Source organism: Streptomyces sp. TRM68367 (assembly GCF_014495685.1).
Classification (GTDB): domain Bacteria; phylum Actinomycetota; class Actinomycetes; order Streptomycetales; family Streptomycetaceae; genus Streptomyces.
In genome coordinates, this window is the sequence record NZ_JACTVI010000030.1 from 21,856 (window position 1) to 42,072 (window position 20,217).

Annotated in this window: 16 protein-coding genes and 4 pseudogenes; 10 read left to right on the plus strand and 10 right to left on the minus strand. The window is 72.4% G+C overall.

Annotated features, from left to right (window positions below):
* Positions 1-141: 141 nt before the first annotated feature.
* Entirely contained in the window at positions 142-1,527 is a 1,386-nt protein-coding gene (locus H8R17_RS20450; protein ID WP_187824658.1) for a transcriptional regulator, read from the minus strand.
* Between the two features lie 309 nt (positions 1,528-1,836).
* Between H8R17_RS20450 and H8R17_RS20455 the strand changes: the two genes are divergently transcribed.
* From H8R17_RS20455 to H8R17_RS20465, 3 genes are all read left to right on the plus strand, one after another.
* Positions 1,837-2,499, plus strand: a complete 663-nt coding sequence (locus tag H8R17_RS20455) for a bifunctional DNA primase/polymerase (RefSeq protein WP_187824659.1) — start codon at positions 1,837-1,839, stop codon at positions 2,497-2,499.
* Positions 2,500-2,657: 158 nt separating this feature from the next.
* Entirely contained in the window at positions 2,658-3,434 is a 777-nt protein-coding gene (locus H8R17_RS20460) for an ABC transporter ATP-binding protein (protein WP_187824660.1), read from the plus strand.
* On the plus strand, positions 3,431-5,023 hold the full coding sequence (locus tag H8R17_RS20465; protein ID WP_187824661.1) for a transporter: 1,593 nt from the start codon (positions 3,431-3,433) through the stop codon (positions 5,021-5,023). Before H8R17_RS20460 ends, H8R17_RS20465 begins: the two co-directional genes overlap by 4 nt.
* Positions 5,024-5,153: 130 nt before the next feature.
* Here the strand turns inward: H8R17_RS20465 and H8R17_RS20470 are convergent, their stop codons facing one another.
* The 4 genes and pseudogenes from H8R17_RS20470 to H8R17_RS20485 form a co-directional block, all read right to left on the minus strand.
* Positions 5,154-6,056 carry an alpha/beta fold hydrolase gene (locus H8R17_RS20470; RefSeq protein ID WP_187824662.1) on the minus strand — a complete coding sequence of 301 codons (903 nt, stop codon included), beginning with the start codon at positions 6,054-6,056 and terminating at the stop codon, positions 5,154-5,156.
* A 722-nt stretch (positions 6,057-6,778) separates the two neighbouring features.
* Positions 6,779-7,471, minus strand: a complete 693-nt coding sequence (locus H8R17_RS20475; RefSeq protein WP_187824663.1) for a metal-dependent transcriptional regulator — start codon at positions 7,469-7,471, stop codon at positions 6,779-6,781.
* A gap of 306 nt (positions 7,472-7,777) precedes the next feature.
* Positions 7,778-9,226 carry a PAS domain-containing protein gene (locus H8R17_RS20480; protein WP_316959468.1) on the minus strand — a complete coding sequence of 483 codons (1,449 nt, stop codon included), beginning with the start codon at positions 9,224-9,226 and terminating at the stop codon, positions 7,778-7,780.
* A gap of 496 nt (positions 9,227-9,722) precedes the next feature.
* Positions 9,723-10,016: pseudogene (locus H8R17_RS20485) on the minus strand (citrate/2-methylcitrate synthase); the annotation flags it as partial.
* Positions 10,017-10,101: 85 nt separating this feature from the next.
* Here H8R17_RS20485 and pdxH point away from each other — a divergent pair.
* Entirely contained in the window at positions 10,102-10,770 is a 669-nt protein-coding gene (pdxH, locus tag H8R17_RS20490; RefSeq protein ID WP_187824665.1) for a pyridoxamine 5'-phosphate oxidase, read from the plus strand.
* 87 nt (positions 10,771-10,857) lie between these two features.
* Here the strand turns inward: pdxH and H8R17_RS20495 are convergent.
* From H8R17_RS20495 to H8R17_RS20505, 4 genes and pseudogenes are all read right to left on the minus strand, one after another.
* Positions 10,858-11,079 (minus strand): annotated as a pseudogene (locus H8R17_RS20495) (TetR/AcrR family transcriptional regulator); the annotation flags it as partial.
* Positions 11,028-11,144 (minus strand): annotated as a pseudogene (locus H8R17_RS47045) (enoyl-CoA hydratase); the annotation flags it as partial. The pseudogenes H8R17_RS20495 and H8R17_RS47045, both read right to left, overlap by 52 nt.
* 40 nt (positions 11,145-11,184) lie before the next feature.
* Complete coding sequence (locus tag H8R17_RS20500; RefSeq protein ID WP_187824666.1) at positions 11,185-12,753, minus strand: 4-coumarate--CoA ligase family protein; 1,569 nt, start codon at positions 12,751-12,753, stop codon at positions 11,185-11,187.
* A 32-nt stretch (positions 12,754-12,785) separates the two neighbouring features.
* The gene (locus H8R17_RS20505; protein WP_399477010.1) at positions 12,786-13,052 is read right to left on the minus strand and encodes a hypothetical protein; all 267 of its coding nucleotides are present in this window, start codon (positions 13,050-13,052) and stop codon (positions 12,786-12,788) included.
* 165 nt (positions 13,053-13,217) lie between these two features.
* Here H8R17_RS20505 and H8R17_RS20510 point away from each other — a divergent pair, with 165 nt between their 5' ends.
* The 5 genes and pseudogenes from H8R17_RS20510 to H8R17_RS20530 all read left to right on the plus strand — a co-directional run.
* Positions 13,218-13,958, plus strand: a complete 741-nt coding sequence (locus H8R17_RS20510) for a class I SAM-dependent methyltransferase (RefSeq protein ID WP_187824667.1) — start codon at positions 13,218-13,220, stop codon at positions 13,956-13,958.
* Between the two features lie 65 nt (positions 13,959-14,023).
* A complete protein-coding gene (locus H8R17_RS20515) occupies positions 14,024-17,035 on the plus strand; it encodes an FAD-binding and (Fe-S)-binding domain-containing protein (RefSeq protein ID WP_187824708.1) in 3,012 nt (1,003 codons plus the stop codon).
* Positions 17,036-17,220: 185 nt separating this feature from the next.
* On the plus strand, positions 17,221-17,832 hold the full coding sequence (locus H8R17_RS20520; RefSeq protein ID WP_187824668.1) for a TetR/AcrR family transcriptional regulator: 612 nt from the start codon (positions 17,221-17,223) through the stop codon (positions 17,830-17,832).
* Positions 17,829-18,239, plus strand: a complete 411-nt coding sequence (locus H8R17_RS20525) for a DUF6069 family protein (protein WP_187824669.1) — start codon at positions 17,829-17,831, stop codon at positions 18,237-18,239. The genes H8R17_RS20520 and H8R17_RS20525 overlap by 4 nt, the downstream gene beginning before the upstream one ends.
* Before the next feature lie 105 nt (positions 18,240-18,344).
* Positions 18,345-18,654 (plus strand): annotated as a pseudogene (locus H8R17_RS20530) (metallophosphoesterase family protein); the annotation flags it as partial.
* Between the two features lie 39 nt (positions 18,655-18,693).
* On the opposite strand, the gene H8R17_RS20535 reads toward H8R17_RS20530, so the two are convergent.
* Positions 18,694-18,975: a TetR family transcriptional regulator C-terminal domain-containing protein gene (locus H8R17_RS20535; RefSeq protein WP_187824670.1), complete on the minus strand. Its 282-nt coding sequence runs from the start codon at positions 18,973-18,975 to the stop codon at positions 18,694-18,696.
* Positions 18,976-19,215: 240 nt separating this feature from the next.
* Here H8R17_RS20535 and H8R17_RS20540 point away from each other — a divergent pair, with 240 nt between their 5' ends.
* The gene (locus tag H8R17_RS20540) at positions 19,216-20,193 is read left to right on the plus strand and encodes a DMT family transporter (RefSeq protein ID WP_187824671.1); all 978 of its coding nucleotides are present in this window, start codon (positions 19,216-19,218) and stop codon (positions 20,191-20,193) included.
* Positions 20,194-20,217: the final 24 nt, after the last annotated feature.

The following is a 20,217-nucleotide window of genomic DNA, read 5'->3' on the forward strand; positions in this document are numbered from 1 at the left end:
CTTGTGAATCGTCGGGTCACGCTACCGGGTCCCCAGAGTCCCGTGCTACGCAGCTCAGGGCGTCACCTCCTTCCCTGTGACCGCCCTAACAAACGGCCCTGTACGGCCACCCCGAGGCGTCAACCGCCCGTTCCGCTCCGTTCACGCGGCCGGCTGCAACTCCAGCCGGGCCCCGAACTCCCGTACCACGGCCTCCTCCCGGTACGGCTCCAGCCGCTGCTGGAAGTCCTCCAGGTACTCGGCGCCCCGGTTGGAACGGAGCCCGTCGAGCAGCTCGACGGCCTTCAGCCCCGTCGCGCAGGCCTGTTCGATCTCCCGCTGCTGCACCTGCGCGGTGGCCAGCAGCACATAGCCGATGGCCCGCCTGCGCGCCCGCCTCTCGGGATGCCCGGCGAGCGACTCCCGTGCCCGCCGGGCCGCCGCCTCGGCCTGCCCGAGGTCCCGGTGGCAGTGCGCCAACTCATCGGCGAGATACGCCTCGTCGAAGTGTGCGATCCACGCCGGGTCGTCCCCGGAGTCCGGGTCGGTCGCCTCCAGGGCGTGCACCGCGCGCCCGGCCGCCGTCTGTGCGGAGCGCGCGTCGCCCATCAGGGCGTGCCCCCGCGCCTCCGCCGCGTGGAACATCGACTCCGCGCGCGGTGTCACGCGCCCCCGCGCGCCCTCCTGCGCCGCGCGCGCCAACTGCGCGATCTCACGCGGGTTTCCGAGCTGTGCGGCGAGGTGGCTCATGGAGGCCGCGAGGACATACCCGCCGTATCCGCGGTCACCCGCCGCCTGCGCCAGCCTGAGGGCCTGGATGTAGTAGCGCTGGGCCAGCCCCGGCTGGCCGGTGTCGACGGCCATGTACCCGGCGAGTTCGGTCAGCCGGGCCACCGCGGCGAACAGGTCACGCCCCACCGCCTCCCGGTACGACCCTGCCAGCAGCCCGGAGACGACGCTGTTGAGGTAGTGCACGACGACCGGGCGCACATGCCCGCTGCCGTACTGGTGGTCGAGGTCCACCAGCGCCTGCGTCATGGCCCGCACGGCCGCCACGTCGGACTGCCCGACCCGCGGCCCGGCCGAGCGCGCCACCTGTGCGTCCGCTGTGGAGATCAGCCAGTCGCGGCTGGGCTCGACCAGCGCGGACGCGGCGACGGACGAGCCGGACAGGAAGTCCCGCCGCCCCACGTCGCTGCGCCACAGCTCACACACCTGCTCGATGGCCCCCAGTACCGTCGGCGAGAACTGGAGCCCGACTCCCGACGCGAGGTTCTTGCCGTTGGCCATGCCGATCTCGTCGATCGTGACCGTGCGGCCCAGCTTGCGGCCGAGCGCCTCGGCGATGATCGCCGGGGCCCGTCCCCGCGGCTGCTGTCCGCGCAGCCAGCGGGCCACGGACGTCTTGTCGTACCGCAGGTCGAGGCCGTGCTCGGCGCCGCACATGTTGACCCGGCGGGCGAGCCCCGCGTTCGAGCAACCCGCTTCCTGGATGAGCGCCTGCAGCCGTTCGTTCGGCTGCCGCGCGACGAGAGGCCTTGCGGCCATGGCGTACCCCCTGCTTGACGGCTCGGGTGCCTGCCCACGCACCGAGTTGACGTGTCTTCCGCGACCGGGCCCCCCGCATGGAGCGAAAAGAACCGGCCGTGAAGATCAATGCCCCACGGACATGCCGAAAATGCGAGACATGCGAGGATTGCCGGAGTAGCGGCTCGTGCCGCCCCACACCTGGCTACCCACTCCAGCGGCAGATCCTCCTGCGCGCCCCCGCACATGCACCCATGCGCCCCGGCCAGGGATTCGATGCTCCTCCCCCGCGCACGCGGGCGGGCGTAACTCCTGGTGACGCCCAGAGTTGTGTTCATCGTGGAAGAGACGATCGCGGGCACCGACGCCGCTCAGATCCCGAAGCAGCGCGGGGAATCGCTGCTGGAGACCGCCGTTCGCTATGCCGAGGAACGGCACTGGGACGTGTTCCCCGGCACCTGGCTGGAAGCCGTCGACGGGGAGCACCGCTGTTCGTGCGGTGACGCCGTGTGCCCCGCGCCGGGGTCGCACCCGGCGCGTGCGGACTGGGCGACGCAGGCGACGGGCAGTGCGACGGTTGCGCGCCGGATGTGGCAGAAGCAGCCGACGGCGTCGATTCTGCTGCCCACCGGGCGTACGTTCGATGCAATTTCCGTGCCGGAGACGGCCGGGTTTCTGGCGCTCGCGCGGATGGAGCGGATGGAACTCACACTGGGGCCGGTGACGTTGACGCCGGATCGGCGGATGGAGTTCTTCGTGTTGCCCGGGGCTTCGGTGAAGGTGCCGGATCTGGTGCGCAAGTTGGGGTGGTCGGTGGCGTCGTTGGATCTTGCCGTGTTGGGGGAGGGGGCGTATGTGGCTGCGCCGCCTACGCGGTTCGGGTCTCGGGGGGCTGTGCAGTGGGCGTGTCGGCCTACGCCGGCGAATCGGTGGTTGCCGGATGCGGAGGAGTTGATCTCGCCGTTGGCTTATGCGTGCGGCAGGGATCGGTAGCGGTTCGCAAACCCGGTCCGCCCGGTTGGGGTTCGTTGGCGCGTGCGGGTTGTGTGTGGCTTGTCGCGCCCACGCGGCGGAGCCGCATATCGATACAGCCCCGCGCCCGTTTGAGGCGCGAAGCTCCCCCGTAGGGTTCATGGTGACCGGAGGGAGATGTGGTGGGTTCTAGTGCCGTACGCGTTCGGGGGCTCTGGAAGCGGTTCGGGCAGCAGGTGGCTGTTGCCGGGATTGATCTGGAGTTGCCTGCGGGCAAGTTCATCGGGCTTGTGGGGCCCAACGGGGCCGGGAAGACCACCACGTTGTCGATGGTGACCGGGCTGCTCAGGCCGGACGAGGGGTCCGTGGAGGTAGTCGGGCACGACGTGTGGCGCGATCCGGTGGAGGTGAAGGCGCGGATCGGGGTGCTGCCGGAGGGGCTGCGGCTGTTCGAGCGGCTGTCGGGGCGGGAGTTGCTGGGGTACTCGGGGCGGTTGCGGGGGCTGCCCGGTGCCGAGGTCGACAAGCGGGCCACGCAACTGCTCGACATCCTCGACCTGGCCGGCGCCCAGCACAAGCTGGTCGTCGACTACTCGACGGGTATGCGCAAGAAGATCGGGCTCGCGACCGCGCTCCTCCACAATCCCGAAGTGCTTTTCCTCGACGAGCCGTTCGAGGGCGTCGACCCGGTGTCCGCGCAGACCATCCGGGGCGTCCTGGAGCGGTACACGGCGTCGGGCGCCACGGTCGTCTTCTCCTCCCATGTGATGGAACTGGTCGAGTCGCTGTGCGACTGGGTGGCGGTGATGGCCGCCGGCCGCATCCGCGCCCACGGTCCGCTCGAGGAGGTGCGCGGGGACGCGCCCTCCCTGCAGCGGGCGTTCCTCGAACTGGTCGGCGCGGGCGCCCGCGACACCGGGTCCGACCTGGACTGGCTGGGCGGCAGGGCCCGGTGAGCGCCCCCACGATCACGCCGGTCGTCGTACGGCTGAAGCTGTCGCTGCTGCGGAACGGACTACGGCAGTCCGGGGGCCGGCGAGCCGTCTACATCGTGTCGGCCGTCGTGGCACTGCTGTTCGCGGTGTTGCAGACACTCGGGATGATCCTGCTGCGCGGTCAGCCGCACGTGGAGTCGCTGATCCTGCTGCTGGTGGCGGTGCTCGGGCTGGGCTGGGCGGTGATGCCGCTGTTCTTCCCCAGCGGCGACGAGACCCTGGACCCCACGCGGCTGGTGATGCTGCCGCTCCGGCCCCAGCCGCTGGTGCGGGCGCTGCTCGCGGCCTCCCTGGTCGGCATCGGGCCGCTGTTCACGCTGTGCCTGCTCGCCGGTTCCGTGATCACCGTCGCGGACGGCGGGGCGGCATTCGCCGTCGGCGTACTCGGTGCGGCGCTGGGGCTGCTGGTGTGCGTGGCCCTCGCGCGGACCGTGGCCGCCGCCAACGTACGGCTGCTGACCAGCCGCAAGGGGCGGGACCTCGCGGTGCTGAGCGGGCTGGTCATCGCGGTCGGGGCGCAGGTGGTCAACTTCGGTGCGCAGCGGCTCGGTGCGTCCGGGCTCGCCGAACTGGACCCGGTCGGTGCCGTCCTGCAGTGGGTGCCGCCCGCGTCGGCGATCGGCGCGGTGCACGCGGCGAGCGAGGGGTCGTACGGGATCGCCCTCGCCCAACTGGGGCTGACCGTCGCGGCGTTGGTACTGCTGCTCGCCGTGTGGTCCCGGCATCTCACCAAGCTGATGACCTCGCCCGACGGATCCACGCTGCCCGCCGCCGAGTCGGCCGCCCGCGAACGCTCCTCGACCGGACTCGCCCGGCTGCTGCCGGGCGGGCGCACCGGCACCGTCATGGAGCGCAGCCTGCGATACGTGTGGCGGGACCCGAAGACCAAGGCGGCGTGGGTGACCTCCCTGGCGATCGGGCTGATCGTGCCGGTGTTCAACGCCTGGCAGGGCACCGGTTCCGTGTACTTCGCCTGCTTCGCCGCCGGGATGCTCGGCATCCAGATGTACAACCAGTTCGGGCAGGACACCTCCGCCTTCTGGATGGTCGCGATGACCATCTCCGCCACCCGCGACGCGTACGCCGAACTGCGCGCCCGCGCCCTGGCCCTGCTGCTGATCACCCTGCCGTACGCCACCCTCGTCACCGTCCTGACCACGGCGATGCTCGGCGACTGGCCGCGGCTGCCGGAGGCGCTGGGCCTGTCCTTCGCGCTGCTCGGCGCGATGCTGGCCACCGGCGCGTGGACCTCCGCCCGCTTCCCCTACTCCATCCCGCAGGAGGGCTACAAGAACGTCGCCCCCGGCCAGACCGGGCTCGCCTGGATCTCCATCTTCGGCGGCATGGTCGCCGCCGCCCTGCTGTGCGCGCCGGTCATCGCCCTGACGATCTGGCTGAACGTGAGCGCGGACGGCGGTGGCCTCACCTGGCTGCTGCTGCCGGTGGGCACGGCGTACGGGGCGGCGGTCACGGCACTGGGCCTGCGCCTGGCCGCGCCGCGCACGGCGGGGCGACTGCCGGAGATCCTGACCGCGGTCAGCAAGGGGTGACGGTTACCCGGCCCTCAGGGTGACGTGAGCAGGCCCTACGGCAGTTCCCGCCCCGGCACCTGGCGCGGGGCGGGGCCAAAGGGGCCGTACGGGTCGTCCGCGAGCTGCGGCGGGCGCGCGGGACGCCGCGTCACTCCTCCCTGAGCGTGTCCAGGAACGGTTCGATCGCCGCACGCCAGGCGTCCGGCTGGTCGTAGTGCACGAGGTGGCCGGCGTCGGCCACCTCCGCGTACTGGCCGCGGGGCAGGACGCGGACCATCTCCTGCGCCTCGGCCCGGCCCAGCTGGCCGTCGAGGCCGCGCACGACGAGGGCGGGGCAGCGGACCTGGGCCAGCTCCTCCCAGTGCGCGTCGTACACCCAGGTCTCGCGGGACCTGAGCATCTGCTCCGGCTCGAACACGGGCCGCCAGCCGTCCGGGGACTCGGCCATCACCTCGGCGTAGAACGCGCCGCGGGCCGGATTGGGCCGCTCCACCCAGGGGTCGTCCTCGCCGAACCACTTGCGCACGTCGGCGAGCGTGGCGAACGGAACCGGCCAGGCCTTGAACCACTGGGCCCACTCGCGTTGCGAGGCGGCGCCGAGTGCGGAGGCCCGCATGTCGCAGATGATCAGTCCGCGGACCAGGTCGGGGCGTTTGGCGGCGAGCTGCCAGGCGGTCAGCGCGCCCATGGCGTGGCCGATCAGGACGACCGGCGCGAGGCCCAGCTGTTCGAGGGCGCCCTCGGCGTCGTCGACGTAGGCACCCCGGGTGAAGGACGCTTCCGGCGGCTTGTCGCTGCGGCCGTGGCCGCGCTGGTCGAGGGCGACGGCGCGGTGCCGCTCGGAGAGCCAGCGGGCGGTGGGCGCCCAGTGCGAGGCGCGGCCCATCAGCCCGTGCAGTAACAGCACGCTCGGGAAACGTTCGCCCTCCGGGACCTGCCCGTCCCCCCGACCGACCGGGTCCGTCGCCGGATCGGTCTTCGGAGGATCGCCGAACTCCCAGGCCGCTAGGCGTACGCCGCCCGCCCCGGTCACGTCGATGCGTCGCGCCATCCTCCTGGCACCCCCCAAGCTCCGCTCGGACCGCTCGCTGCCGCTGGCCGGTCCTGTGAACCGTGTCCTGCCTGCCGTGTCTGTTGCGTGTGCCGTTCCTTGTGCTGCGCCGTTCTGCTGCGTCTTGTGCTGTCTGGCCGTGTCGTGCCCGTGCCGCTGTGCATGCCGGCTGCTGTGTGTGGCTGTGGCCGTACTGTCCGTGCCGGCCTCTGTGCGTGCCGCTGGGCCTGCCGCCCCACCCGCAGACCACCGAACCTATCGAACTAGTATTCGAAATGACTGCTTCTGCGGGCAACACCCCTCATTCGAGTGACCCCCCGCGAGGAATGATCGCCGCCACCGAGGGGAGATCTTCAGCGGGAGGCGGACCGCTCGGGGAAAACGGTCCGAAGGGGATGACCCTGAGAGCTCGGGGCTCCGGGTCAGCACAGGGGAGGACAGGCCCCGGCGCCATCTGGCGCCGGGGCCAACCCTGTCTCTACGGCACATCCTCCCGCCCCCTCCCCGGCCGGGCGCGACATCGCTGTCGACCGCGGCCAAGAGCCCTCAGGTCATATGCCTCACGCCACAGCCTCGCACGCCGACCGCCCGAGCGCTGCGCTTCAACGCACTGATTCTGAATTCGACGTGATCACAACGCCGTCACAACTGACGCACAGTTCCACCAAGTTGACGCCATGCAAACGTAAACTGACCGGACGGCGACCCAACGGCGGCGATGGTCAACGCTTGGCGACGAACACGTGGGAGGCGACGTCGGCCTCCAGCTCGGCCGCCTCGCCGCCGCTGCCCACCAGCACGCCGCCCGCCGACTCCGTCACACTCACCACCGAACCGGGCTGCACGCCGGCCCGGCGCAGCGTGTACATCAGCTGCGCGTCGGTCTGGATGGGCTCCCCGATCCGCCGTACGACGACGGTCTTGCCCTCGGGGCCCGGGGCGAGGTCGGCGAGCGACAGCATCCCCTCGTCCAGGAACGGGTCGGCGCCGTCCTTCTCGCCGAGCTCCTCCAGGCCGGGGATGGGGTTGCCGTACGGCGACTCGGTGGGGTGACGCAGCAGCTCGAGCACACGCCGCTCCACGGCCTCGCTCATCACGTGCTCCCAGCGGCACGCCTCGGCGTGCACCTGCTCCCACTCCAGGCCGATCACGTCGACGAGCAGGCACTCCGCGAGCCGGTGCTTGCGCATCACGCGGGTGGCGAGCCGACGGCCCTCGTCCGTGAACTCCAGGTGCCGGTCGCTGGCGACGGACACCAGGCCGTCGCGCTCCATCCGCGCCACGGTCTGGCTGACCGTGGGCCCGCTCTGGTCCAGCCGCTCGGCGATCCGGGCGCGCATGGGGACCACACCTTCCTCCTCCAGCTCAAGGATGGTGCGGAGATACATCTCCGTGGTGTCGATCAGTCCGGACATACGTGCCCCTCGATTAGCTCTGCCGGCGGCTGGCCACCTCACCGACGCGTGCGCTGGCCCTGACCTCAATTCTGACGCATCCCACCGACAACCGTGCCGCCCCGCCGAAACCACACACGATCAGACCCTGATCACACCCCCTGCACGTCCACCCGTACACAGGACGCGCTCCCCTCAGCGGGCGGCACGCCGTGGCACCGGAGGTGCACGTTCAGGGGTGGGCAGGCGAGGACGAGACCGGCATCCGCACCACTGACCACTCCCTGCCACCCACCAGCGCAGACACCCGCCACGCCCGCACCCCGGTCACCGCTCCCCCTCCTCCCCCGGTCCTCGCCACACCTCACCCACACGCCCGTCTCCCACCACCCCGGCCAAATCCAGCGCCGCAGCGATCCGCGCCGCCACATCCTCCGCATACGCGATGTCGGCCCGCTCGAACGCACTCCGCCCGGCCCCCCGCAGGAACGTCACGGCGCCCAACGTCCGCCCCCGGCTCCGCAACACCGCACACAGCGCATACGCCGTATCCTCCGGCCACTGCCGCCCCAGCGCCCACGCCCGCGCCTCCTCGGCCGACACGGTCCCCGCACTCGCCCGCACCGACCCGGCCCGCTCCACGCACTGCAACACCGGATGCCCCTCGCCGTACCGCACGGGCAGCCCGGCCCGCCCGGACAGTTCGCTCGGCCCCGGCGCCCCGGACGGCGTCGCGGCGATCCGCACCAGCCGTACCGCCCCGACGGTCTCCGCATCCGCCCGCGCACCCCCGGCCACCCGGTCGATCAGCGCGTGGTCGGCGAAGCCGGCGAGCGCGAAGTCCAGATGGACGGTCGCCGCCTCCGCGGGGTCCTCGCACTCCGCGGCGGCCCGCGCCGCCCGGTGCAACTGCTGCGTACGGAACCGCAGCAGCGACGCCTCCTGCTCACCCTGCTTGGCCTCGGTCACGTCCTGGAACAGCCAGCCCACCCCGAGCGGCACCGGCTCCTCCGCGAGCGGCGACGCCAGCCGCAGGAACCCGCTCCGCCAGCACCGCCGCTTCTCGCCCTCCGGCGTCCGCACGCTCACCCAGATCTCGGCGGGCGCCGGCGGCGCACCCTCCGCCAGCACGTGCGTCAGCGCGCTCTCCAGCTCCTCGACGCCCTGCGCCAGCAACTCCCCGAGCGGCCGCCCCAGCACAGCCGTACGCCCCTTGCCCAGCGCCCGCGCCGCGTGCGCGTTCACCACCGCGGGCCGCAGATCGGCGTCGACCAGCACCACACCCCAGCTCGCGTCGTCGAACAGCGACTCACTCAGCGCGATCGACCGCTCCAGATCGATCTGCGCGTGGACCTCGCTGAACGCGCAGTACACACCCGCCGGCTTCCCGTCCGGCCCGCGCACGGCCGCCGACTGCGTCCGCACCAGCACCCGCCCGCCGTCCTTCGTCAGCAGCGCGAACTCGTGCACCTGCCGCCCCGGCGCCTGCATGGCGGACATCAGCCGCCCCTCGACCTCCGCGGCGTCCGCACTGCGCACCGCCCACCCGGCGAACCCCTGCCGCCCCACCGCCTCGGCCGCGGTCCACCCCAGGATCCGCTCCGCCTCCCGGTTCCAGTGCGTCACGACCCCGTCGGCATCGAAAGCGCACAGGGCGGCGTCCATCCCGTCCAGCAGCGCGGCCAGCAGATCCCCACCGTCCCGCTCGGGCTCGGGCTGCTCCGGCTCGTCCGGCCCCAGCTCGTCGGTGGTCCCACTACGCCGGGAAGCACTCACCTGGACCCCCTGCAGGCTGCGTCCGCACGTACGACGCGTCGGTTCGCTCACTTGCAATCATTCAACTGGAACGTGACCCAGCGCACATCGGGTTCCCACAAGATTGAAGGAATCGTTGCACGCCGGAAACTCACGCGGCCTGCCTACCCGCGCTCCCCCGCCGCGCATACACCTCGATCTCGATCTTCTCGGAAAATCGGTTGATCGTCGGCTGACCAATTTCTTAGGGTACGAGGTACACGAGAAGGGAGGTGGTTCGGCAGATGTATGGAAACCGGACGCGTGAGGTGGCTGCGGGCTAGCGGCCCGACACCACACTCAGTGCGGTGCCGGACCAGCACGGGATAGATCCGTGCAGCCGGCCCAATCCCGCGCAGTCACCCGACCCGCGAGTCGCCGGTACGTCCGGCCGGCTCCTCCTCTGGAGGACCAGGCTCGCGGGTCGTCTGCGTTTCCGACCCCTTCAGCGCCCCGTAGGGCTCAGTGCGCGATGTCCGCGCTCGATCTCCTCGATCATGTGGAGGACGCGGGAGGGAGCGCCGCCGTGGAGGGGGCCGGACATGGCTCCTACGGCGCCGGAGAGTGCGGCTGCCACATCCACGCCGGTGGAGGCGATGACGCGGGCGGTGAAGGTGGAGGCGTTCATGCCGTGCTCGGCGGCCGATGTCCAGTAGGCGTCCACCGCGGCGACGTGTCGAGGGTCCGGTTCGCCACGCCAGCGGATCATGAAGCGTTCGGTGATGGAGTTGGCCTTGTCGATCTCGCGCTGCGGGACCATGGGCAGGCCCTGGGGGAGTGTTCGCGGCACTCAGTGCCATGCAGTGAGGAAAGGCCACCGTGCCGTACGGAGGCCCGGGATACGGCAGGATGACCGCGTGAACGACCGACACCCCGTGCCCTTCGACCTCGCCTCGATGCGTAAGCAGTACCGTGCGGAAGGGCTGTCCGAGAGAGAGCTGGCCGCCACTCCTGTGGAGCAGTTCGCGCGCTGGTTCAAGCAGGCGGCGACGGAGGGGGCGTTGTTCGAGCCGAACGCGATGGTGGTGTCCACGGCGGACGCCGAGGGCCGGCCGAGTTCGCGCACGGTGCTTTTGAAGCACTTCGACGAGCAGGGGTTCGTGTTCTACACGAACTACGACTCCCGCAAGGCGCGCGACCTCGCCGGGAATCCGTTCGTGTCGCTGCTGTTCCCGTGGCATCCGATGGCCCGCCAGGTGATCGTCACCGGGGTCGCGCGGCGTACGGGGCGGGATGAGACGGCGGCGTACTTCCGTACCCGGCCGCACGGCTCGCAGCTGGGTGCGTGGGCCAGCGCGCAGTCGTCGGTGATCGCCACGCGCGCCGATCTGGAGGCCGCGTACGCCGAGCTGGCCGCGCGCTATCCGGAGGGCGAGCAGGTGCCGGTGCCGGCGCACTGGGGTGGTTTCCGGGTGGCGCCGCAGTCGATGGAGTTCTGGCAGGGCCGGGAGAACCGGCTGCACGACCGGTTGCGGTACGTGGCGGAGGCGGACGGCAGCTGGCGGGTGGAGCGGCTCAGTCCCTGATCATCCCTGGGCGGCGGCGCAGTCCAGCGCCTGCGCCAGCAGGTCCGCCCACTGGCTCACCACCCGTTCGCGGCGGGCGTGGTCGTCGGTGAGGAGGTCCTCGCGGGTGGGGAAGTGGTGCTGGGCGGCGCCGCGGGAGATGCCGGCGCGTTCGGAGACGACGGAGACCGTGGAGCCCGCCCAGCCGTGCTCGGCGAGGCAGGCCACGGCGGCTTCCAGGAGCCGTTGCCGGGTGGCGCGGCTGCGGTCCTGTTTGGGGACGCGGTGTGGGTGATGAGGACCGCGCGTACGTCGGTGTCCTTGCCGCAGTCGGTGAGCGCGGCGACGAGTCCGGCGGACAGGGCGTTGCGGTTGTGCGGCGCGTCCAGGCACAGGGTCTCGACGCCACGCGCGCGCGTGTGCGGCCGATCGGTGTCATGTGCGCTCCCTGAGCCGGCGGCGCAGGATCTTGCCGGTGGCGGCGCGCGGGACGCCGTCGATGAAGGTGACGTGCCGGATGCGCTGGTAGGGGGCGACGCGTTCGGCGACGTACATCATGACCTCTCCTTCGGGGAGGTCGCTGGCGTTCGGCTGGCGGACGACGTAGGCGTGCGGGACTTCGGTGCCGTCGTCGTTGCGGACGCCGATGACGGCGGCGTCGGCGATGCCGGGGTGGGTGAGCAGGAGCGCCTCCAGTTCGGCGGGGGCGACCTTGAAGCCCTTGTACTCGATGAGTTCCTTGACGCGGTCGACGACGAACAGCCAGCCGCCCTCGTCGACGTGTCCGACGTCGCCGGTGTGCAGCCAGCCGCCCGCGTCGATCATGGCGGCGGTGTCGTCGGGTCGTCCGAGGTAGCCCTTCATGATCTGGGGGCCGCGGATGAGGATCTCGCCGGACTCGCCGGTGCCGAGGTCCTTGCCGGGATCGTCGAGGGAGACGATGCGCATCTCGGTGCCGGCGATGAGCCGGCCGACCGTGCCGGGCGGCGCCTGGCGCATGGCGTCCAGGGGGACGACGTGGGTGCCGGGCGAGACTTCCGTCATGCCGTAGGCCTGGCCGACGGGCGGCAGGCCGAGGCGCCGGGAGCAGGCGGCGGCCAGACTGGCGTCCAGGGGCGCCGCGGCGCTGATGACGTACTTCAGGCACGACAGGTCGTACTGGTCGACCAGCGGGTGCTTGGCGAGGGCCAGGACGATGGGCGGGGCAACGTACAGGCCGGTGATGCGGTGGCTCTGGATGGCGGCGAGCAACGTCTCCAGGTCGAAGCGGGGCAGGACGACGACGGTGGCGCCGTGCCGGAGCGGCATGTTCATGAGGGTCGTCAGGCCGTAGATGTGGGCGAACGGCAGGACGGCCAGGATGCGGTCGCCGGGGCCGGCGGCGATGGCGGGCTGGAGCTGGGCGAGGTTGGTGGCGATCTGCCGGTGGGTGAGCATCACGCCCTTGGGCCGGCCGGTGGTGCCGGAGGAGTACGGCAGGACCGCCACGTCCTCGACGGGGTCGATGTCGACCGCGGGCTCGGGGGCGGCCGAGGCGAGCATGTCGATCAGTGAGCGATGGCCGGGCGCGCTGTCGCACACGAAGATCTCCGTCACGCCGCCCGTGTGTTCGGCGGCCTCGCGGGCCGCGTCGAGCAGCGGGGAGACCGTGATGATCCAGCGGGCGGCGGAGTCCCGCAGCTGTTTGGCGAACTCCTCGACCGTGGCGAGCGGGTGCACGGTGGTGACGGAGGCACCCGCGCGCGTGGCGGCGTGGAAGGCGATCGGGAAGGAGATCGTGTTGGGGCTGTGCAGGGCGACGACATCGCCCTTGCGCACTCCGGCCTCGGCGAGGGCGGCGGCGACCCGCCGGTGGACCCGGTCCACCTGCTGGTAGGTGAGGGTGGTGCCGTCGGTGCCGTCGATGAGCGCCGGTGTGCTGCCGTACTCGGCGGCCCGGGCGAGGACGGCTTCGTGGATGGGGAGTTCGACGGGCGGGATGTCTGCGTACTCGCTGCGGAACATGGTTCCTCCTCGCGCAACGCCGTGCTGGTTCACTACGACTTGGGCAGGCCCGGAGTCTGCCGGGAGACGTAGTTGAGAATCATCTCCCGGCTCACCGGTGCTGTACGAGCCACGCACGCCGCGGTTATCAACGACGCGATCCCGAACTCGCGCGGGAGGCCGTCGCCGCCGAGGGTGTGCACGGCCTGGTCCACGGCCTTCACGCAGGCCTCACCGGCCGCGTATTGGCCATGTTCGCGTCCTCGCCCGCGCCCGTGTCGTCCCCGGGCGTCGTACAGGTGCGCCGCCTTCTGGGTCATCAGGCGGGCGAGTTCGAGGTCGGTGTGGGCCTGGGCGAGGGGTGGGCGATGGCCTGGTGGGCGCCGATGGGGGCATTCCAGACGGTGCGGTCGCGTGCAACTGTCCAGTCTGCTGCCCCAGGAAAATCGCGCGCGTGCGCCCGCCCTCCGCAGTACGGTCGCCGGGTGCTGAATGAGGACGGTTACTTCGGAGAAGCCATTGCGGCGGGGTACGACGACCCGTCGTCGGAGATGTTCGCGCCCGAGGTCGTGGCACGGACCGCCGGTGTGCTGGCGGAACTGGCCGGCGGCGGCCGGGCGTTGGAGCTGGGCATCGGCACCGGGCGGATCGCGGTGCCGCTGGCGCGGCGGGGCGTCGAGGTGCACGGCATCGACATGTCCCGGGCGATGGTGGAGCGGCTGCGGGCCAAGCCGGGGGGCGACGCGATCGGCGTGACGATCGGGGACTTCGCGACGGCGAAGGCGCCCGGCAGGTTCACGCTGGCGTACCTGGTGTTCAACACGATCATGAACCTGACGACGCAGGACGCCCAGGTGGACTGCTTCCGCAACGTCGCGGAGCACCTCGAACCCGGCGGGTGCTTCGTCATCGAGGTCGGGGTGCCGGACCTGCGCCGGCTGCCGCCCGGGCAGAACGCGGTGCCGTTCCACGTGGACGGCTCGCGGCTGGGGTTCGATCTGTACGACGTGGCGACCCAGGCGATGAGCTCGCACCACGTCACGGTGCAGGACGGCCGCAGCTCGTACTGGTCCATCCCGTTCCGTTACGTGTGGCCCGCCGAGCTGGACCTGATGGCCCGGCTGGCCGGGCTGCGGCTGCGCGAGCGGTGGGACGGGTGGTCGCGGGAGCCGTTCACGAGCGAGAGCCGGCAGCACGTGTCGGTGTGGGAGAAGCCGGCCGGCTGAGGCAGGCCCGGTGATCCACGATCGTCACTGTCAGTGGTGGCGTGCATCCTGGATGCATGACGGATCTGACCGCTCTTGAGGCGGAGCTGCGCGGCGGCGTCCGGGGTGAGGTGGACTTCGGGGTCACCGCCCGGGCGCTGGTCACCATGGACGCGTCCAACTACCGGCGGGTGCCGGTGGGCGTCGTCGCGCCGCGGGACGCGGACGACGTCGCGGCCGTGCTGGAGGTGTGCCGGGCGCGTGGGGTGCCGGTCGTGGCGCGCGGCGGCGGGACCTCCATCGCGGGGCAGGCCACGGGCGTGGGCGTCGTGCTGGACTTCACGCGGCACATGAACCGGGTCCTGGCTGTGGACCCGGAGGCGCGGACGGCCGTCGTCCAGCCGGGACTTGTCCTCGACCGGCTCCAGGACGCCGCCGCGCCGCACGGGCTGCGGTTCGGGCCCGATCCGTCCACGCACAGCCGGTGCACGCTCGGCGGGATGATCGGCAACAACTCGTGCGGCTCGCACTCGGTGGCGTGGGGGACGACCGCCGACAGTGTGCGGGAGCTGTCCGTGGTCACCGCGCGCGGGGCGCGGCTGCGGCTCAAGCAGGGGTGGGCCGGTGCGCCTGAGGGGCTGCGCGAGCTGGTGGACGGCGAGCTGGCGCGGCTGCGCACCGGGTTCCCGGAGCTGCCCCGCCGCATCTCGGGGTACGCGGTGGACGCGCTGCTGCCCGAGAAGGGCGCCGACGTCGCCCGCTCGTTCTGCGGGTCGGAGGGCACGCTGGGGGTGCTGACGGAGGCAGTCGTACGGCTGGTTCGGGCGCCGCGCGCGCGTGCGCTGGCCGTGCTGGCGTACACCGACGAGAGCGCCGCCGCGGAGGCTGCTGCGGAGTTGCTGTGGTACGGACCGCTGACCGTGGAGGGCATGGCGGCCGACCTGGTGCCGGCCACGGCCGGGCTGCCCAGGGGCGGGGCGTGGCTGTTCGTGGAGACCGGCGGGGAGTCGGCCGGGGAGGCACGCGCGCGTGCGGAGGCGATCGTGCGGGCGGCCGATGTCGTCGACTCGCTCGTCGTGACCGACCCCGCGGGCCAGCGCGCGCTGTGGCGGATCCGGGAGGACGCCAGCGGTACGGCGACGCGGATGCCGGACGGCAGCGAGGCCTGGCCGGGCTGGGAGGACTGCGCGGTGCCGCCCGCCCGGCTGGGCGCCTACCTGCGGGACTTCCGGGGGCTGCTGGCCGATCACCGGCTGCGCGGGACGCCGTACGGGCACTTCGGGGACGGCTGCATCCACGTCCGCATCGACTTCGACCTGCTCACGGAGCAGGGCATCGGACGCTTCCGGCGCTTCTCCGAGGAGCTCGCCGAGCTGGTCGTGGCGCACGGCGGGTCGCTGTCCGGGGAGCACGGGGACGGGCAGGCGCGGGCCGAGCTGCTGCCGAAGATGTACGGCGCGGAAATCGTCGCCCTCTTCGAGCGTGTGAAGGGCGTCTGGGACCCGGACGACCTCCTCAACCCGGGCATGCTCGTACGGCCCGCGCCCCTGGACGCCGACCTCCGCTTCTCCGTGCTGCCCCGCGAGCCCGTCGACGTGGCCTTCGGCTACCCGTCCGACGGCGGCGACTTCTCGGCGGCCGTACGGCGCTGCGTGGGGGTCGCCAAGTGCCGTACGACGCCGGTGTCCGGGTCCGCCGTGATGTGCCCGTCCTTCCGGGCGACCGGGGAGGAGGAGCACTCCACGCGCGGCCGTGCCCGGCTGCTGCACGAGATGCTGGCCGGTGAGCTGGTGACCGACGGCTGGCGGTCGGCTCAGGTGCGGGACGCGCTCGATCTGTGCCTGTCCTGCAAGGGGTGCCGATCGGACTGCCCGGTCGAGGTCGACATGGCCACGTACAAGGCGGAGTTCCTGCACCACCACTACGCCGGGCGCCGCCGCCCCGCCGCGCACTATGCGATGGGCCGGCTGCCGGTCTGGCTGCGGTGGGCGGCCCGCACGCGCACCGCGCGCGTGGTCAACGCGCTGGCGGGCGTACGGCCGTTGGCGGCGCTGGCCAAGCGGGCGGGCGGGATCGCACCGGAGCGAGACCTTCCGCGGCTGGCGGGGCAGACGTTCAGCGGGTGGTGGGAGCGGCGGCGCGGGGAGGGGGCGGTCGGGGGCGGAGCCGGGACAGCTGCCGCGGGCGGCAGAAGCGGAACAACACCAGTCGGCGGCGGCGAAGGCGGCACTGGAGCCCTGGGCGCTGGCGAGGGTGCGGTGGTCGGCGCCGGTGAGAAGGGGATGGCCGTCGGCCGTGGCGACCTCGTCATCCTGTGGCCGGACACCTTCACCGAGCACCTCTCGCCGTCCGTCGGGCAGGCCGCCGTGCGCGTGCTGGAGGCGGCCGGGCTGCGCGTGGCGCTTCCGCCGACCGTGCATCTGCGCAGGGCGCCGGTGGGCGACGGGCGGACGGTCGCCCTGGACCCGCGGTCCCTGCTGCGCGGACGGGGCCGGGTCTGCTGCGGCCTGACGTATGTGTCGACGGGCCAGCTGGACCGCGCCCGTACGGTCATGCGCCGCACGCTCGACCTGATGGAACCGGTGCTGGAGACCGACGCCCCGGTCGTCGTCCTGGAGCCCAGCTGCGCCGCCGCCCTGCGCACGGACGTACCGGAGCTGCTGCACGACGACCCGCGCGCCGCCCGGCTCGCCGCCCGTGTCCTGACCTTCGCCGAGGCCCTGCAGCGCCACGCCCCCGACTGGGCCCCGCCCGCCCTGAACCGCCCCGTCGCCGGTCAGACCCACTGCCACCAGCACGCGGTCCTCGGCGACACGGCCGACCGCCACCTGCGCACCGCCGCCGGCCTCACCGGCGAACTGAGCGGCGGCTGCTGCGGCCTCGCCGGCAACTTCGGCTTCGAGAAGGGCCACTACGAGGTGTCGGCGGCGTGCGCGGAGGAACAGCTCCTGCCGGCGGTACGGGACGCACCGGACAGCACGGTGATCCTTGCCGACGGCTTCTCCTGCCGCACACAGCTGGAGCAGCTGGCCGGGAGACGGGGACAGCACCTGGCGGAGGTGCTGGCGACGGCGCTGGACGAGGAGGGCCGGAACTAGCCGGAAGAAGAGCCCTCCGGGTCCTGGTACGCGGAACCGTGGAACTGCCTTAGCCCAGTGCTCCAGCCGTAGTTGTGGATCTTGGTCGGCTGCCACGACAGACAAGTAGCCGAGCACGGGAAAAGCGAGCGGAGTGAGGACTCACTCATTGACGGAGTGAGTCCTCACTCCGTACTCTCGTGGTCATGACAGCACCTAAGGAGAACCAGACCACCCGCCGCCGCGCCCCCGGCATGTCGCCGGAGCAGCGCCGCGAAATGATCATCCAGACCGCGATCCCGCTGATCGCCGAGTACGGCGCCGCGGTGACGACCGCGAAGATCGCCCGCGCCGCGGGCATCGGCGAGGGCACGATCTTCCGGGTCTTCGCCGACAAGGACGAGCTGCTGCAGGCATGCATGGCCGAGGCGCTCTCCCCCGAGCACGCGGTCCGCGAGCTCGACGCGATCGACGTATCCCAGCCGCTGCCCGACCGGCTCGCGGAGGCGGCCGAGGCGCTGCAGGCGCACATGTCCAGGATGGGCGCGATCGCCGGCTCGCTGGGGCATCGCGGCGGCAAGCACCCCGGCACGGTGCGCGGCGCGGGCCGCGACGAGTCGACGACCCGTATCCGCGCGGCCCTCGCGGAGCTGCTGGAGCCCGACAAGGCCACCCTGCGCCGGCCGCCGGAGCAGATCGCGGCCCTCTTCTTCGGACTGCTCTTCACCCAACCGCGTACTGAGGACGAGCCCGACCTGACCCCGCAGGAGCTGGTGGAGGTCTTCCTGCACGGGGCGCTCTCGGGGGGCGCCAAGTGAGCGCGCGGAGAAGGCGCCTGGGGGCTACGGCCCTCGCCGTCCTGGCCCCCGCCCTGGTGTGGCTGGTCGCGGACCCACTGCTGGGGCACCGGCTGCGGATCGCCGACGGCGAGCAGACGCTCGACATCGGCGCCGTGCCCGTGGCGGTCGTCGCACTGCTCGCGTCGCTCTCCGGCTGGGGACTGCTGGCCGCCCTGGAGCGGTTCGGGGCGCGGCGCGCCCGCGCCATCTGGACCGGGGTGGCCGGCGCCGTACTGGCCCTGTCCTTCCTGCCGTTCATCGGCAACGGCATGGACGGCGGCACCCGGGTCTCCCTCGCTCTGATGCACCTGGCGGTGGCGGCGGTGCTGATCCCGGGGCTGGGCGGCAGGTCCCCCGGGGCGGGAGCCGGTGCCGCCAGGGGGTGACCGCCAGCACCAAGTACGCCGCAACCAGCACCAGATGGAGGCAGCCCTGCCAGAGCGTCGCGCGGCCGGGGAGGACCGTCAGAGTGCGTGTTCGAGCCGGTCTCCGACACCGTCCGCACCGTGGTCTGCGGCCACACGCACATGCCGTACGTCCGCCTCGCCCACGGCCGTCTGGTGGTCAACCCGGGCAGCATCGGCATGCCGTACGGCCGCGTCGGCGCCCACTCGTGCCTGCTCGGCCCCGGCACCGACCTGCGGGGCACGCCGTACGACATCCCGGCCGCGATCGCCCGCCTCACCGCCGAGTGCACCTATCCCGGCATCGCCGCCTGGGCCGACTACTACCTCAACGCGCGTGCGACGGACAGCGTCGTAGGTGCTGGAGGTGTTCGGGCCGCGCGACGGGCGGAGCTGACAAAGTCCAGCCCGCTGACGGACACCGGCGAACTACGGCTCACCCGGCGTCGGGTCGCAGGAAGCGCTGGATGATCAGGCGCAGGGTGGGGAGTTGGGCCGCCGGGTCGAAGGACGGCTCGGTGGCAGCGCTGGCGTAGAGGGCGCCGATGAGAGCCATGACCCAGGCCGCGGTGTCGTCCGCGTCGAGGGCCGGGTCGATCCGGCCCTCGGCGGCGGCCCTGCGCAGCAGGGTGCGGACGGTGGACCGCTCCTCGTCCTCGTCGCGGTTCAGCAGCGCCTCGAGTTCCGGGTCGCGGTAGGCCTGGATCAGCGCCTCCATGACCAGGGCGGGGACCAGCGTCTGCGTGGCGGGGGCCTCGGTGTCGTGGTGAAGGACGAGAAGCGGCGCCAGTACTGGAGGGTCGTTCGGGGGTGACCCCGCCGATCCTCACCGGGGCCGGACAGGCCGTCGACCGGGTCAGTGGCAAAATGACTTCACGCGCCTGACGAAGTCCATTACCCTGAACTGAGCAGTACATCATGATGCACGAAACCCGAGCCGAGCCCCCTGGACCGCCCCGTGAGCAGCACGCCCCGCGCCGCCGCCTCCCCCTCCGCACCGTCCGCATCGACCCCGGCCACCGCCCCCGACGCGGGCCACGCGCCCGCCCCAGCCGGCACTCCGCGCCGCTGGGGATCCCTCGGACCCGTCGGGATGGTCCTCGCCGGAATCGTCTCCGTACAGTTCGGCGGCGCCCTGGCCGTGACGCTGATGCCACGGGCCGGGGCGCTCGGTGTCGTGACGCTGCGGTTGCTGGTGGCCGCGATCGTGCTGCTCGTGGTGTGCCGGCCGCGGCTGCGCGGGCACTCCCGCGCCGACTGGGGCACGGTGATCGTCTTCGGCATCACCATGGCCGCGATGAACGGCCTCTTCTACCAGGCCCTCGCCCGCATCCCGCTGGGCCCGGCGGTCACCCTGGAGGTCCTCGGCCCGCTCGCCCTGTCGGTGCTGGCGTCCCGGCGCGCGATCAACGCCCTGTGGGCGGCCCTCGCCCTGGCCGGCGTCTTCCTCCTCGGCGGCGGAGGCTTCGGCAGCCTCGACCCGGCGGGCGTGGCCTTCGCGCTCGGCGCGGGCGCGATGTGGGCGGCGTACATCGTCTTCAGCGCCCGTACGGGGCGGCGCTTCCCGCAGGCCGACGGGCTCGCCCTCGCCATGGCGGTCGCGGCGCTGCTGTTCCTGCCGCTGGGGGTCGTGGAGTCGGGCGCGAAGCTGCTCGACCCGACGACCGTCGCCCTCGGCGCGGCCGTGGCCGTCCTGTCCTCCGTCCTGCCGTACACCCTCGAACTGCTCGCCCTGCGCCACCTGCCCGCCGCCGCCTTCGCGATCCTGATGAGCCTGGAACCGGCCGTCGCCGCGACCGCGGGCTTCCTCGTCCTGAACCAGACCCTCTCCGCCGCCGAGGCCGCCGCGATCGCCCTGGTCGTCGCGGCGAGCATGGGGGCGGTACGGACACAGGTGGGGCGGGGGAAGGAGAAAACGAAAGGCGTGCAGACCTGACGCCGGCCGTCCGGGCTGACGCGA